Origin of the sequence: Streptomyces sp. LUP47B (assembly GCF_001746295.1) — a bacterium.
GTDB lineage: Bacteria > Actinomycetota > Actinomycetes > Streptomycetales > Streptomycetaceae > Streptomyces.
The window spans coordinates 1,447,502-1,462,307 of sequence record NZ_MJAH01000001.1 but is presented as its reverse complement, the minus strand read 5'-3'; the positions used below and the strand labels follow the sequence as shown (position 1 = coordinate 1,462,307).

Annotated in this window: 6 protein-coding genes; 4 read left to right on the top strand and 2 right to left on the bottom strand. The window is 73.0% G+C overall.

Features of this window, described 5'->3' with window-relative positions; genetic code table 11:
- Nucleotide 1 precedes the first annotated feature (1 nt).
- Genes BFN33_RS06475 through BFN33_RS06460 form a run of 4 tightly spaced genes read left to right on the top strand, consistent with a single transcriptional unit; the run spans nucleotide 2 to nucleotide 12,944 of the window.
- Nucleotides 2-7,648: a non-ribosomal peptide synthetase gene (locus tag BFN33_RS06475; protein ID WP_069758817.1), complete on the top strand. Its 7,647-nt coding sequence runs from the start codon at nucleotides 2-4 to the stop codon at nucleotides 7,646-7,648.
- Between the two features lie 23 nt (nucleotides 7,649-7,671).
- A complete protein-coding gene (locus tag BFN33_RS06470; protein ID WP_069758816.1) occupies nucleotides 7,672-11,496 on the top strand; it encodes a non-ribosomal peptide synthetase in 3,825 nt (1,274 codons plus the stop codon).
- Entirely contained in the window at nucleotides 11,493-11,705 is a 213-nt protein-coding gene (locus BFN33_RS06465; RefSeq protein WP_069758815.1) for an MbtH family protein, read from the top strand. Before BFN33_RS06470 ends, BFN33_RS06465 begins: the two co-directional genes overlap by 4 nt.
- Nucleotides 11,706-11,723: 18 nt before the next feature.
- Complete coding sequence (locus BFN33_RS06460) at nucleotides 11,724-12,944, top strand: cytochrome P450 (protein ID WP_069758814.1); 1,221 nt, start codon at nucleotides 11,724-11,726, stop codon at nucleotides 12,942-12,944.
- Nucleotides 12,945-12,947: 3 nt separating this feature from the next.
- Here BFN33_RS06460 and BFN33_RS06455 read toward each other — a convergent pair whose 3' ends face one another.
- Nucleotides 12,948-14,207, bottom strand: coding sequence for an MFS transporter (locus tag BFN33_RS06455; RefSeq protein WP_079140656.1), 1,260 nt, complete (start codon nucleotides 14,205-14,207; stop codon nucleotides 12,948-12,950).
- A 33-nt stretch (nucleotides 14,208-14,240) separates the two neighbouring features.
- Nucleotides 14,241-14,771 (bottom strand): AAA family ATPase, encoded by a 531-nt coding sequence (locus tag BFN33_RS06450; protein WP_069758813.1) that lies wholly within the window; start codon nucleotides 14,769-14,771, stop codon nucleotides 14,241-14,243.
- Nucleotides 14,772-14,806: the final 35 nt, after the last annotated feature.

Genomic DNA, 14,806 nt, shown 5'->3' with positions numbered 1-14,806 from the left:
GGTGACCCGGTCCGGAATCGCCGACATCCTGCCCCTGTCGCCGTTGCAGGAAGGGCTGCTCTTCCACGCCCTGTACGACGACGAGCAGGCACCCGATGTCTACGCCGCCCAGCAGATCCTCGAACTGACCGGTGACGTCGCCCCCGCCGCCGTACGCGCCGCGGGCCAGGCCCTGCTCGACCGGCACCCGAACCTGCGTGCCTGCTTCCGCCGCCGGGAGTCCGCGGCCCCCCTCCAGATCGTTCCCACGGACGTCGAACTGCCCTGGTCCGAGGCCGACTTGCGCGGTCTCGACGACGCCGAACGCGAGAGCGCCTGGCTGCGGATCCTGGACGAGGAGCGCGCCCGCCGCTTCGACCTGGCCCGGCCCCCGCTGCTGCGGTACCTGCTCGTCCGCTGGACGGCCGACCGGTACCGCCTGGTGATCACCAACCATCACATCCTGCTCGACGGCTGGTCGAAGCAGTTGCTGGTAAGGGAGTTCACCGCCCTCTACGCGGGCGAGCACCCCACCGCGCTGCCCGCSCCCCCGCCGTACCGCGACTACCTCGGCTGGCTCTCCCGGCAGGACCGCGCCGCCGCCGAGGTCGCCTGGCAGAAGGCGCTGGAAGGCGTCGAGGATCCCACCCTCATGGCCCCGGGGGCGGCGGGTACGACGGTGCTGCCGCACGACCTCGTCGTCGAACTCCCCGAGCCGGCGACCACCGACGCCGAGAGCGCCGCACGCAACCTCGGCATCACCCTCAACACCCTGGTCCAGGGCGCCTGGGGCGTGCTGCTCGGCCGCCTCACCGGGCGCACCGACACGGCGTTCGGCCAGACCGTCACCGTCCGCCCGCCCGAGCTGCGGAACGTGGCCTCGATGGTCGGCTTCTGCATCAACACGGTGCCCACCCGCGTGCGTTGGGACGACGCCGACACCGTCGCCGACTTCCTGAACGCTCTACAGGAGCGACAGGCCGCCCTGCTCCCGCACCACCACCTCGGTCTCTCCGACATCCGGCGCACCACCGGCACCGGCGACCTCTTCGACACCCTGCTGGCCTTCGAGAGCCACCCCACGGCCACCGGCCCCGGCGAGGCCCGCGTCACGCAGCTCACCGGCCGCGACGCCACCCACTACCCCCTCACCCTCGCCGTCCTGCCCGCCCGCCGCCTGGCCCTGCGTCTGTCCTACCGGCCCCACCTGTACGACGAGACCGGCGCCCGCACCCTCCTGGACCGCTTCGCCGCGGTTCTGGCCCAGTTGGCGGCCGACCCGTCACGCCGCCTCGGCGAGGTGGAGGCCCTGCTGCCACAGGAGCGGGAGCAGCTGACGGACGGCTCTGCGAGGGTCCCGGCGTACGCGTCCGCCGCTCCGTCCGTCGCCCTGACCGATCTCTTCGCCCGCCAGGCCGACCGCACCCCCGGCGCGACCGCGGTGGTCCACGGCGACAACCGTCTTACCTACGCCGAACTGAACGCCCGGGCGACGGAGTTGGCCTCCCTGATGGTCACCAGGGGCGCCGCCCCCGAACGCCTGGTGGCCCTCGCCCTGCCCCGCTCCACGGACCTGGTCGTCGCGATCCTTGCGGTGCTGAAGACCGGCGCGGCCTACGTCCCGCTGGACCCGCAGTATCCGGCCGAGCGGCTCGCGTACCTGCTCGACGACTCCGCACCCGTCCTGCTCCTCACCACACAGGACACGGCACCGAACCTGCCCGACACCGCCGTACCCGTGCTGACCCTGGACGACCACGGCGCCTCCCCGAGTGTTGCTGACCTCCCGCAGCTGACGGGTGATCACCTCGCCTACGTCATCCACACCTCCGGCTCGACCGGACGACCGAAGGGTGTCGCCGTCCCGCACGGCAACGTGACCCGCCTCTTCGAGTCCACCCGCCACTGGTTCGACTTCGGCCCCGGCGACGTGTGGACCCTGTTCCACTCCTACGCCTTCGACTTCTCCGTCTGGGAACTGTGGGGAGCACTGCTGCACGGCGGCACGCTGGTCGTCGTGCCGCACGAGGTCAGCAGGGATCCGCACGAGTTCCTGCGGCTGCTCGCCCGGGAACGGGTGACCGTCCTCAACCAGACCCCCTCGGCCTTCGGCGAGCTGGTACGGGCCGACGCCGAGCTGCCGCGGATCTCAAAGGAACTGAGCCTGCGGCACGTCGTCCTCGGCGGAGAGGCGCTCGACGTCACGCCCGTCGCGGACTGGTTCACCCGGCACCCCGAAGACGCCCCCGCCCTCGTGAACATGTACGGCATCACCGAGACAACCGTCCACGTCACCGGACTCCCGCTCACCCGGGAGCGGTGCGAGGGCATCGGCGAGCCCATCCCCGATCTGCGAGCCCATGTCCTGGACGCTGGTCTGCGGCTGGTACCGCCGGGTGTGGCCGGTGAGCTGTACGTGGCGGGCGCGGGCCTCGCCCGAGGCTATCGGGGTCGCCCGGGACTGACGGCCGGCCGGTTCGTAGCGGACCCCTTCGGCGGGCCCGGCGACCGGATGTACCGCACCGGCGACCTCGCACGCCGTACGGCGGACGGGCAGCTGGAGTACGCCGGCCGGGCCGACGACCAGGTCAAGATCCGCGGTTTCCGGATCGAGCCTGGGGAGGTCGAGGCGGCGCTGGCGGCCCATCCGGAGGTGTCCCGCGCCGTCGTCCTGGTCCGTCAGGGGCGGCTGGTGGGATACGCCGTGTCCGAAGGCACGCCCGACCCGGTGTCGCTGCGGGACCACATCGCGCGGACCCTGCCCGAGCACATGGTGCCCTCCGCGGTCGTCGTCCTGGACCGGCTCCCGCTGACCGCCAACGGCAAGCTGGACCGCGCGGCCCTCCCGGTCCCGGCCGCGACCACCAGGGTCACCGGTGCCGACCGCGCCCCGCGCACCCCGCAGGAGGAGATCCTCCGCGGACTGTTCGCCGATGTCCTCGGGCTCGACGCCCACCAGGTCGGCTCGGACGATGCCTTCTTCGACCTCGGCGGCGACTCCCTGCTCGCCATGCGCCTCACCGACCGGATCAGGACCGCTTTCGGCACCGTGCTGCCCGTACGAGCCGTCTTCGAGGCCGCCACCCCGGCGGCCCTCGCCCGCCGCCTGGGCGAGACGGGCAACGCGCTACGGCCCGCCCTCCTCCCGCCGCCGGTCCGTCCCGACCCGATACCCCTGTCCTACGGCCAGCAGCGGCTGTGGTTCATGAGCCGCCTCGACGGCGGCCACACCGCCTACACCGTCCCCGCGGCCCTGCGCCTGACGGGCCCCCTGGACCGGCAGGCGCTCGCGGAGGCGCTCGCCGACGTCGTCGCCCGCCACGAGCCGCTGCGCACCCTCCAGCCCGACGTCCAGGGCGCTCCCTACCAGCGGATCCTGGCCCCGGAGGAGGCCCGGCCGCGCCTGGACCTCGTCCGCGCCACCGAGGCCGAACTTCCCGGGCTGCTACAGGGCGCCGCCGGCCGGCGCTTCGACCTCTCCGTCGAACTGCCCCTGCGGGTGACCCTGTACGACCTCGGCGACGACACCCACGTCCTCCTCCTGCTCGCCCACCACAGCGCGGTGGACGGCTGGTCCATGCGGCCGCTGACGCGGGACCTGGAGCGCGCCTACACGGCCCGCCGCGAGGGAAGATCGCCCGAGTGGCCGCCCCTGCCCGTCCAGTACGCCGACTTCGCGCACTGGCAGCGCGAGTTGCTCGGGGACGAGCACGACCCCGGCAGCATGATGGCCGGTCAGATCGACTTCTGGCGCGCGGCGTTGGAGGGAGTCGCCGAGGAACTCCCGCTGCCCGCCGACCACCCGAGGCCCGCCGTACCCAGCGGCCGGGGCGACCGTACGGCCGTCGCCGTGGACCCGGAGCTCCACGCCGGTCTCGCCGACCTGGCCGCCGCACAGCGGGTGACCCTCTTCATGGTGCTCCAGGCCGGACTCGCCGCCCTCCTGACCCGGCTCGGCTCCGGCACCGACGTGCCCATCGGCACCCCCGTCGCCGGCCGGAGCGACGAGCGGCTCGACGACCTCGTCGGATTCTTCGTCAACAGCCTCACCCTGCGCACCGACACCTCCGGCAACCCCACCTTCCGTGAACTCCTCTCCCGCGTCCGGGACTTCGACCTCGCGGCCTACGCCCACCAGGACGTGCCGTTCGACCTCCTGGTGGACGTCGTCAGCCCCGAGCGGAGCCTCGCCCGCCACCCCCTCTTCCAGGTCATGCTGGCCTACACCGGCCATGGCGCCGACCCCGTCCCCGCCCTGCCGGGTCTGAGCGTCGCCCGTGAACCGGTGGCGACGGGGGTGGCCCGTTTCGACCTGTCCCTGTATCTCACCGAGCACCGCCACGACGACGGCTCCCCGGCGGGCATCGACGGCGTCGCCGAGTTCAGCACGGATCTCTTCGAGCCGGAGACCGCCCGCCGACTGGCCCACAGGCTCATCCACTTCCTCGACGCCGTCGCCACCGACCCGGACCGGCGCATCGGCGACGTGGACCTCCTCGACGAGGACGAGCACGCCCGCCTCGACGACTGGAACGCGCACCGGGAACCGGTACCGCCCGAGTCCCTGGCCGAGATGTTCACGCGGCAGGTGCGGCAACGGCCCGACGCGCCCGCGCTCAACGACCTGTCGTACGCCGAACTGGACACCGAGGCACGGAAGATGGCCGGCTTCCTCGCCGGGCGCGGTATCGGCCCCGGCGACCTCGTCGCCGTACGACTGCCCCGGTCCGCGGACCGGATCGTCGCCCTGCTCGCGGTCGCCCTGTCCGGCGCCGCGTTCCTCCCGGTCGACCCGGCACTCCCCGCCGACCGCATCGACGCCCTGCTGGCCGACGCCCGACCGGCACACGTCCTGACCGGCCTCACGACGGACGGCGCCCCCGGCGAACCGCCCACCGACCACCACCCCCACCACGCCGCCTACGTAATCCACACCTCCGGCTCGACCGGCACCCCCAAGGGCGTGGTGGTCGAGAATCGCGGGCTCGCCGCCCTCGCGCGCACACAGACCGAGCGCTTCGGACTCGGTCCCGACAGCAGGGTCCTGCAGTTCTCGGCGCCCGGCTTCGACGCGTCCGTGATGGAGCTCTTGATGGCCTTCGCGTCGGGCGGGACCCTGGTGGTGCCGGACGTGCCGGGGCCGCTGCTGGGCGAGGAACTCGAACAGGAGCTGACCCGGGGGCGGATCACCCACGCCCTGATCCCGCCGACCGCCCTCGCCACGCTGCCGCCGAGCGAGCTGCCCGACCTGGAGACCCTGGTCGTCGGCGCCGAGGCCTGCTCCGGCGAACTGGTGGCCCGCTGGGCGCCCGGCCGCCGTATGGCCAACGCCTACGGGCCCACCGAGTCCACGGTCTGCGCCACCATCGCCGTTCCGCTCTGCGGCGACCAGCCCCCGCCCATCGGGCGGCCCGTCGCCGGTACCCGCGCCCTCGTCCTGGACGCCTGGCTGCGCCCGGTGCCGCCCGGCGCGGCCGGCGATCTCTACCTCGCGGGAACCGGCGTGGCCCGCGGCTACCTCGGCCGCCCCGGCCTGACGGCCGCGCGCTTCGTCGCCGACCCGCACGGCGGCCCCGGCGACCGCATGTACCGCACCGGCGACCTGGCCCGCTGGTCGCCCGACGGACAGCTGGAGTATCTCGGCCGCGCCGACGAGCAGGTCAAGCTGCGCGGCTTCCGGATCGAACCCGGCGAGATCGAGGCGGCGTTGGCCCGCGACCCCGCGGTCGCGCAGGCAGCCGTCGTGATGCGCGAGGACGAGCCGGGGGAGCGGCGCCTGGTCGCCTACGTCACCACCCGCCCCGGACACCGGCCCGCCGACCCCGCCGCGCTGCGCCGGGACGCCGATCGGCTGCTCCCCGAGTACATGGTCCCCTCGGCCGTTGTCGTTCTGGACGCCCTCCCGCTCACCCCCAACGGCAAGCTCGACCGCAGGGCCCTGCCCGCCCCCGGGACGCGAACGGCCCTCGAAGCGGACCGTGCGCCGAAGTCGCCCGCCGAGCGGGTGCTCGCCGAACTCTTCCGCGACCTGCTGAAGCTTCCCGGGCTCACCCTCGACGAGGGCTTCTTCGCGCTCGGCGGCGACAGCATCTCCTCGATCCGGCTGGTGAGCCGGGCCGCCGAGGCCGGAGTGGTGATCAGCCCGCGCGATGTGTACGAGCACCAGACGGTGGCCGCCCTCGCGGCGGTGGCCCGCGGTCCCGTGGGCGCCTCGAGCGGCGGCGGCGCCGACGATGGCGTCGGACCGGTGCCGTTCACGCCCGTGATGCACTGGCTGGTCGAGCGCGGCGGTCCGATCGGCCGGCTCAGCCAGTCGGTGCTGCTGACGGTGCCCGCGGACGCCGACGTGCCCCGGCTGACCCACGGCCTCCAGGCGCTCGTGGACCACCACGACATGCTCCGCTCCCGGCTCACCGGGGCCCGTTCGATGGAGGTCGGCCGGGTCGGCTCGGTCACCGTGGTCGTGGACCACCGGGACGTCAGCGGCGAGAACGACCTCCACGCGGTCGTGGCCGAGGAGTTCGACCGCGCGCTCGGCACCCTCGACCCGGCGACCGGCGCGATGCTGCGGGCCGTATGGCTCGACGCGGGCCGGGAACGCCCCGGACGGCTGCTGCTGGTCGTCCATCACCTGGCCGTGGACGGAGTGTCCTGGCGGATCCTCGTGCCCGACCTGGAGGCGGCCTGGCAGGCGGTCACGCAGCGGCGTGAGCCTCAACTGCCGCCCGTCGGGACGTCGTTCCGCACCTGGTCGGCCGTGCTGCGTGCGGAGGCGCGCACCCGAGGTGCGGAGGCCAAGCTGTGGCGGCGGCTGAACGATGCCCCGCGCGACCCCTTCGGCGCCAGACCGCTCGACCCCGCGAAGGACACCGCGGCCACCGCCAGGTCACTGCGCCTGACCCTAGAAGCCGACGTGACCGGCCCGCTGCTCGGCAGCGTGCCCGCCGCGTTCCGCGCCGGACCGCAGGACGTGCTGCTCGCCGGCCTCGCCCTGGCTGTCGCCGCACGCCAGGACGTCCCGCACGTCGTCGTCGACGTCGAGGGGCACGGCCGTGAGGAGATCGCCCCAGGTCTCGAACTCTCCCGCACGGTCGGCTGGTTCACCTCCCTCTATCCGGTCCATGTCGACCTGGAGGGCCTCGACCTGCGGGACGCGCTGGGCGCAGGTCCCGCCGCCGACGATGTCGTGCGCCGTGTCGCCGACCGGACCGCCGAACTGCCCGACCGAGGCGTCGGGTTCGGCCTCCTGCGGTACCTGAACCCGGACACCGCGGGCGAGTTGGCACAGCAGCCCGCACCCCCGATCGGCTTCAACTACCTCGGCCGGTTCGCCGCACCCCCGGCCACCGACAGCCCGTGGTCGTTCGCCCCGGAGTCGCCGGCACTCGGCAGCGGCACCGATCCCGGCCTCGCCGCCGCCCACGCCCTCGACCTCAACGCGGTCGTCCACGACACCCCGGCGGGCCCCCGGCTCGTCGCCGACTGGTCGTGGCCCGACGGAGTGCTCTCCGAGACCGAGGTACGGGAGCTGGCCGAGGCCTGGCTCGCCGCTCTCACCGCGCTGACCGACCGTGCCGCCCGCAGGTCACCGGAGGCCCCGGGCGCCCTGCTGGCGGCAGAGCTCGACGCGGACGAACTCGACGAACTCGCCGCCGGCCTCGACGGCTGACGCGCACGGAAAGAGACGAAGCGATGACCCAGCCCGCGCTGGCCGACGTCCTGCCCCTGACCCCCCTCCAGGAGGGCCTCCTCTTCCACGCCGTCTACGAGCACGAGCGGGACGCCGCCGACGTGTACCTCGTGCAGCTGGTCCTCGACCTCGAAGGCCCGGTCGACCCCGGCCGGCTGCGCGCCGCCTGGCAGGCCCTGCTGGACCGCCACCCCAACCTCCGCGCCGCCTTCCGGCGCCGAAAGGGGGGCGCGCCGGTGCAGGTCGTCCCGCACCGCGCGACCCTGCCGTGGACCGAGACCGTCGTCGACTCCGAGGGCGGCTGGTCCCGGCTCCTCGACGCGGACCGCGACCGCGGTTTCGACCCGGCCACCCCGCCCCTGATCCGCTGCACCCTGGCCCGCCTGGCCGACGGACGGCACCGGCTCCTCGTCACCCACCACCACATCCTGCTCGACGGCTGGTCGGTCTCCGTCCTGGTGCGCGAACTCCTCGCGCTCTACAAGTCAGAAGAGCTCCCGCCCGCCCCCGCCTACCGCACCTTCCTGGAATGGCTCGGCCGCCAGGACCGCACCGCCGCGGAGACCGCCTGGCGGACGGTCCTGGACGAAGTGACCGAACCGACCCGGCTGGCCCCGCCCGACCCCGGGCCCGGTCCACTGGACCAGGCCCGCGCCGAGCTGCCGGAGACCACCGGGGCCGCCCTCACCGCTCTCGCCCGCAGGCTCGGCGTCACCGCCAACACCCTGGTGCAGACCGCCTGGTCGGTCCTGCTCAGCCGGACGACCGGCCGAAACGACGTGGTGTTCGGCGCCACCGTCTCCGGACGCCCCGCAACCCTGCCCGGCGTCGAGTCGATGGTCGGGCTGTTCGTGAACACCGTGCCGGTTCGCGTACGGCTGCGCCCCGACCGCTCGCTGAGCGACCTGATGCGGGACGTCCAGGGCGGCTGCGTCAGCCTCCTCGACCACCACCACCTCGGCCTCGCCGACATCCAGCGCACCACCGGCCTGCCCGAACTCTTCGACACCCTCGTGGTGTTCGAGAACTACCTGATGGAAGACACGGCTCCCGCCGACAGCCTGCGCATCACCGGCACGAGCGGCCGTGACGCCACCCACTATCCCGTGACCCTCGTCGCCTTCCCCGGACGACGCCTGCGCTTCCGCCTCGCCCACCGGCGCGACCTCTTCGAGGACGGCTGGGCCGACGCCCAACTCGCCCACCTCGTGCACATCCTGGAGACCCTCGCCGCCGACCCGGACCTCCCGCTCGGGCGCCTCGGCCTCCTCGACCCCAAGAACGACCCCCGCCCCGACCCGGCCACCGAACCGGCCCCCGCGACCCGCACCCTCACCGACCTCTGGACGGCCCAGGCGACGGCCACACCCGACGCGGAGGCCGTACGAGCGGGCGGCACGAGTCTGTCGTACGGCGAACTAGACGCGCGGGCCGAGCGGCTGGCCCACCGGCTCACCGCGCTCGGCGCCGGTCCGGAACGGGTGGTCGGTATCGCCCTGCCCCGCACAGCCGACCTGGTCGTGGCCGTCCTGGCCGTACTGAAGTCGGGGGCCGCCTATCTGCCGCTCGACCCCGCCTACCCGAAGGACAGACTCGCGTACATCGTGGAGGACGCCGGGCCGGTGGCCGTGCTGGTCACGGCCGACACGGCGGAAGTGCTTCCCGCGACAACCCAACTGGTGCTGATCGGCGCTGAGCCGGCGGACCATCAGGAACCCCCGCTACAGCGCCCACTGCCCGGAAACCTCGCCTACATCACCTACACCTCCGGCTCCACCGGGCGCCCCAAGGGAGTCCTCGCCACCCACCGCAACGCCGTCGAGTTCGTGGAATGGACTCATCGCACCTTCGGCCGCCAGGCTCTGCGCAAGGTCCTCTTCTCCACCTCGCTCAACTTCGACGTCTCGGTGTTCGAGATCTTCGCGCCGCTGCTGTGCGGCGGACGCATCGAACTCGTCGACAACCTGCTGTCCCTCACCGCCTCCGGCACCGACGCCGGGCTGATCAGCGGCGTACCGTCGGTGATGGCGGGCCTGGTCGCGGAACGCCCGGACGCCGCACCGCACACCGTCGCCCTGGGCGGTGAGCCCATCCCCGCACAGCTCCGCGAAGACCTCCGGGACGCCTTCCCCACAGCACGGCTGGTCAACTTCTACGGGCCCACCGAGGCGACGATCTACGCCACGGCCTGGCGCTCCGACGAGGACACCGTTCAGGGCTCACCACCGCTCGGCGAACCCCTCGCCCGTAACCGGGTCCACCTCCTGGACCAGGCCCTGCGGCCGGTACCCGACGGAATCGTCGGCGAGATCCATCTCGGTGGCGGCGGCCCCGCCCGCGGCTACCTCGGCCGCCCGGCACTCACCGCCGAGCGGTTCGTCGCCGACCCCTTCGGGGCGCCGGGGGAGCGGATGTACCGGACCGGGGACCTCGCGGTCCGCGGCCGTGACGGACGGCTGCGGTTCGTCGGACGTGCCGACCAGCAGGTGAAGATCCGTGGCTTCCGCGTCGAACTCGGCGAGATCGAGGCCGTGCTCACCGCACACCCAGCCGTAACCGAAGCAGCGGTGACAGTGCGTCAGAACCAGCGAGGCGACCAGCAGTTGGTGGCCTACGTCGCGGGGGATGCCGCCCCCGACCGCCTGCGCGAGCACCTGGCCGGCGCCCTCCCCGCGCACATGGTCCCGGCCACCGTCGTGCCGCTCACCGCTCTCCCGCGCACCGCCAGCGGCAAGACCGACCGCACGGCCCTGCCGGACCCGTCCGCACCGGCCGAGACCACCGGCGCCCCGCGCACCCCGCACGAGGATCGGCTGCGCGCGATCGTCGCCGAGGTCCTCGCACTGGCGCCCTCCAGCGTCGGCATCCACGACAGCTTCTTCGACCTCGGCGGCCACTCGCTGCTGACCCCCCGCCTCACCGCCCGGATCCGCACCGACCTCGGCGCCGAACTGCCGCTGCGCGCGGTGTTCGACACCCCCACGGTCGCGGGACTGGCCCAGCGACTGCGGGGCGGCACGTCGGGCGCGGCGCCCCTGGACGCCGTACTGCCCCTGCGCACCCGGGGCGGCAAAGAACCCCTCTTCTGTCTGCCGCCCGCCTCCGGTCTCGCCTGGGGCTTCGCCGGACTCGCCCGCCACCTCGACGCCGAACGCCCGCTGTACGGGCTGCAGTCGCAAGGCCTGATCCCCGGCCGCCCGCGTGCGGACAGCCTTCCGACGGCGGTCGCCGACCACCTCGCCCGCATCCGCGAGATCCAGCCCGAGGGCCCTTACCACCTGCTCGGCTACTCCATGGGCGGCCTGGTGGCGTACGACGTCGCCGTTACCCTCCAGAAGCAGGGCCACGACGTCGCCCTCCTGGCGATGCTCGACGCCTTCCCCGGGATCTGGATCGACCGCGGTGCCCGCGCGGCGGACCGGCCCGCACTGCTGCGCAGCCTGCTCGGCATCCTGGGCCGCCCCCAACCCGACGAAACCGAGCCCCTCACCGACACCCGCTTCGCCGAACTCGTGCGCAGCGTCCCCGACATGACCGCGAGCCTCGACGACGCCGAACTGGCCGCCCTGGTCGAGGTCACCGCCGGAAACCGACTGTTGATGGACGAGTTCGCCCCTACGACGTACCGCGGCGACCTGCTGTTCTTCACGGCCGCACAGGATCCGGACACACACCCGGAGCGCCACCGTGCCTGGCAGCCGTACGTCCGCGGACGCGTCGACAACCACGACCTCCCGTGCGTTCACGGGGAGATGACCCGGCCGGGCCCGCTGGAGCGGATCGGCCGCGTACTGGACACGGCAACCCATGGAAGGAACCCCGCATGAGCGCCAACCCGTTCGACGACGACACCCTCGAGCACTTCGTGCTGGTCAACGACGAGGGCCAGCACTCCCTGTGGCCCGCCTTCGCGGAGGTGCCGGCCGGCTGGACGGTCGTCCACGGCCGGGCGGCCCGCCAGGAGTGCCTGGCGTACGTCGAACGGCACTGGACCGACATGCGGCCCAAGAGCCTGATCCGGGCCATGGGCGAATAGAGCAGGGGGAGTCGAACGATGACCACGCGGCGGACCATCGGTCCGGAAGAGCTCGACACACTGAACCTGGCGGATCCGCGGCTGCACGCCGAGGACGAACTGTCCGCCGTGTGGCACCACTTGCGGGAGCATGAGCCGGTCCACTGGAACCGGGCCACCGAAACGGCTCCCGGCTTCTGGGTGGTGACCCGGCATGCCGACGTGACCTCGGTGTACCGCGACAACACCACCTTCACCTCCGAGGGCGGCAACGTACTGGAAACCCTGCTCACGGGCGGCGACTCGGCGGCCGGCCGCATGCTCGCCATCACCGACGGGGACCGGCACCGGGAGCTGCGCCGCGTCCTGATGTCCGCGTTCACCCCGCGCGCCCTCCAGCCGGTCGTGGCGAGCGTGCGCCGCACGGTCGACCGGCTGCTGCGGGAGGCCATCGACAAGGGGGACTGCGACTTCGCCGCGGATGTGGCCGCCGGCATCCCCCTCGGGGCGATCTGCGACCTGCTCGGCGTGCCCGAGAGCGACCGCGCCCATGTCCTGAGCCTGACGTCCTCGGCCCTGGGCTCCCACGACGCCGACGGCACCGCCGCCGACGCGTGGATCGCCAAGAGCGAGATCCTGCTCTATTTCGCGAACCTCGCCCGCGACCGGCGTGACAGCGGCCACGCGGACGTCATCGCGCTCCTCGCCGGAAGCAGGGTGAACGGGCTTCCGCTGGACGACGACGAGGTCATGCTCAACTGCTACAGCCTGATCCTCGGCGGTGACGAGACGGCCCGGCTGTCCATGGTCGGCGCCGCCCTGGCACTGGTGGAGCACCCCGACCAGTGGGAGGCGCTCAAGCGCGGGGATGCAGGTGTCGACACTGCCGTGGAGGAGATTCTGCGCTGGACGACCCCGGCGCTGCACTCGGGACGCACGGCCACGACCGACACCGAGATCGCGGGCCGCCCGATCCGCGCCGGCGAAATCGTGACGGTGTGGAACGCCTCCGCCAACCACGACGAGCAGATCTTCGACGACCCCGGAAGGCTCCACCTCGACCGCACCCCCAACAAACACTGCACCTTCGCCTACGGCCCGCACTTCTGCCTGGGCGCCTACCTGGCCCGCGCGGAGATCGGAGCGGTCCTGGAGGGACTGCGCGATCTGGTGGAGGACATGGAACAGACCGGCCCGGCGAAGCCGGTCTACTCCAACTTCCTCAGCGGCCTCGGTTCCCTGCCGCTGGTCCTGAAGTGAGGCTCACCCGCTGATCGCCTCCCGCTCGGTCCCGGCCGGCGCCCGATGGCGCCGGAACCCCGGGAAGAGCAGGAGGAGGGTGAGCGCCGCCACCACGGTCAGGACACCGCCGCCCGAGACGGTCCACGTGACGCCGAGGGCGGCGCCGACCGTGCCGTGCAGGAGGTCGCCCAGCCGTGGCCCGCCGACGGCCACCACGGTGTCGATCCCCTGGAGCCGGCCGCGCATCCCGTCGGGAACGGCGCTCTGCAGCACCGTCTTGCGGAAGACCCCCAGCGCGAGGAGCGCACCGCCGGCCGGCAGCAGCCACGCCACGGCGGAGACGAGCGACTGGGCCAGCCCGAATCCCGCGATGGCCAGGCCCCACGCGCCGACCGACACGGCCACCGCGACTCCGTGGCGCCCGACGCGCGTGAAGGCCCCCGAGAACAACCCCGCCAGCACACCGCCGGCCGAGACGGCGGCGTACAACACCCCGATGTCCGAGGGGTGGAAGATCTCCGCCGCCAGTTGCGGGAACAGTGCCGTGGGCAGACCGAGGGACAGCGCGGCGAAGTCGGCGAGATAGACGACCAGCAGGGTCTGACGTCCCGTCACGAACCGTATGCTGTCCGCGATCTGGCGCAGCACCGCGCTCTGTCGTCGCTCGCCGCCGCCGTCCGGAGGAAGAGCCGGCAGTCGCCACACGGCCCACACCGTCGCGCAGACGGCGACCGCGTCCGCCAGATACAGCGTCCGGCTGCCCACGATGGGCAGCAGACCGCCGGCCAGCAGGGGGCCGGTGATGCCGGCGGACAGGAGCACCGTCGACTGCAGGGCGTTGGCGGCCGTCAGCGACTCGGGTTCCACCAGACGGGGCGTGACGGCCCTGCTCACCGTGGAGTTGGCGCCGAACAGGGCCTGCTGCACGGCCACCAGCACGAGCAGCACGGTGACCGACCGCAGATTCGCCCACGCCTGCGCCCACAGCAGCAACGACGTCACCCCGATGCCGATCGTGGTCGTCAACAGCACCCGCCGTCGGTCGCGTACGTCGGCGAGCGCCCCTCCCCACAGCGCCGCCGCGGCCATCGGAGCGAGGCCCACCAGACCGGCCAGCCCCACGTAGGCCGACGAGCCGGAGAACTCGTAGATCTGCAACGGCACCACGACCGCCGTGAGTTGAGCGCCGAGGGCGGTCACGATCCCGGCGGACCACAATCGCCGGAACGCGCCCGCCCGCAGCGGCCGTACATCGATCAGCAGCGGTTTGTCTCGCACCATGGAGTGAGGCTGCGGGCTCCCCTTGGGGCAAGGTCAACCGACGTGGGCGAGCACCTGGTCGGCCAGTTCCCGCGGGGCCGACTCGCCGTCGAGGAACACCGTGTCGCCGGGCAGGGTGTCGACCGCCGCCGTACACGCCTCGATGCGCGCCTTGCACCACGCCCGCACCCGTTCCTCCCGGACGGGATCGTCGGGGAAGAAGCTCCGCGCGTCGATCCGCCGTACCAGGACCTCCGGCGTGACCTTGAGGAAGAAGTGGTGGACCACGACGTCCGCGGCCTTCAGGGCGCCGAAGATCTCGCCCAGGTAGCCGGGGTCCACCAGCGTCATGGGGACCAGGAGCGGGCGCCGGTACTCCTCGACGAGACCGACGGCCAGGCCGGCGACCTGCCGCCGCCACAGCGGAAGGTCCTGGAAGTCGCCGGTCGGCACGTCCACGATCTCCCGCAGCACATAGCCGACCATCTCCGGGTCGAAGACCAAGGCTTCGGGCCACCGCGGGCGCAGTTCCTCCACGAGGGTCGTCTTCCCGCCGCCGAACGGGCCGTTTATCCAGACGATCACAGCCGCTTTCCCCCTGTTCTCACGAACGCCGAACG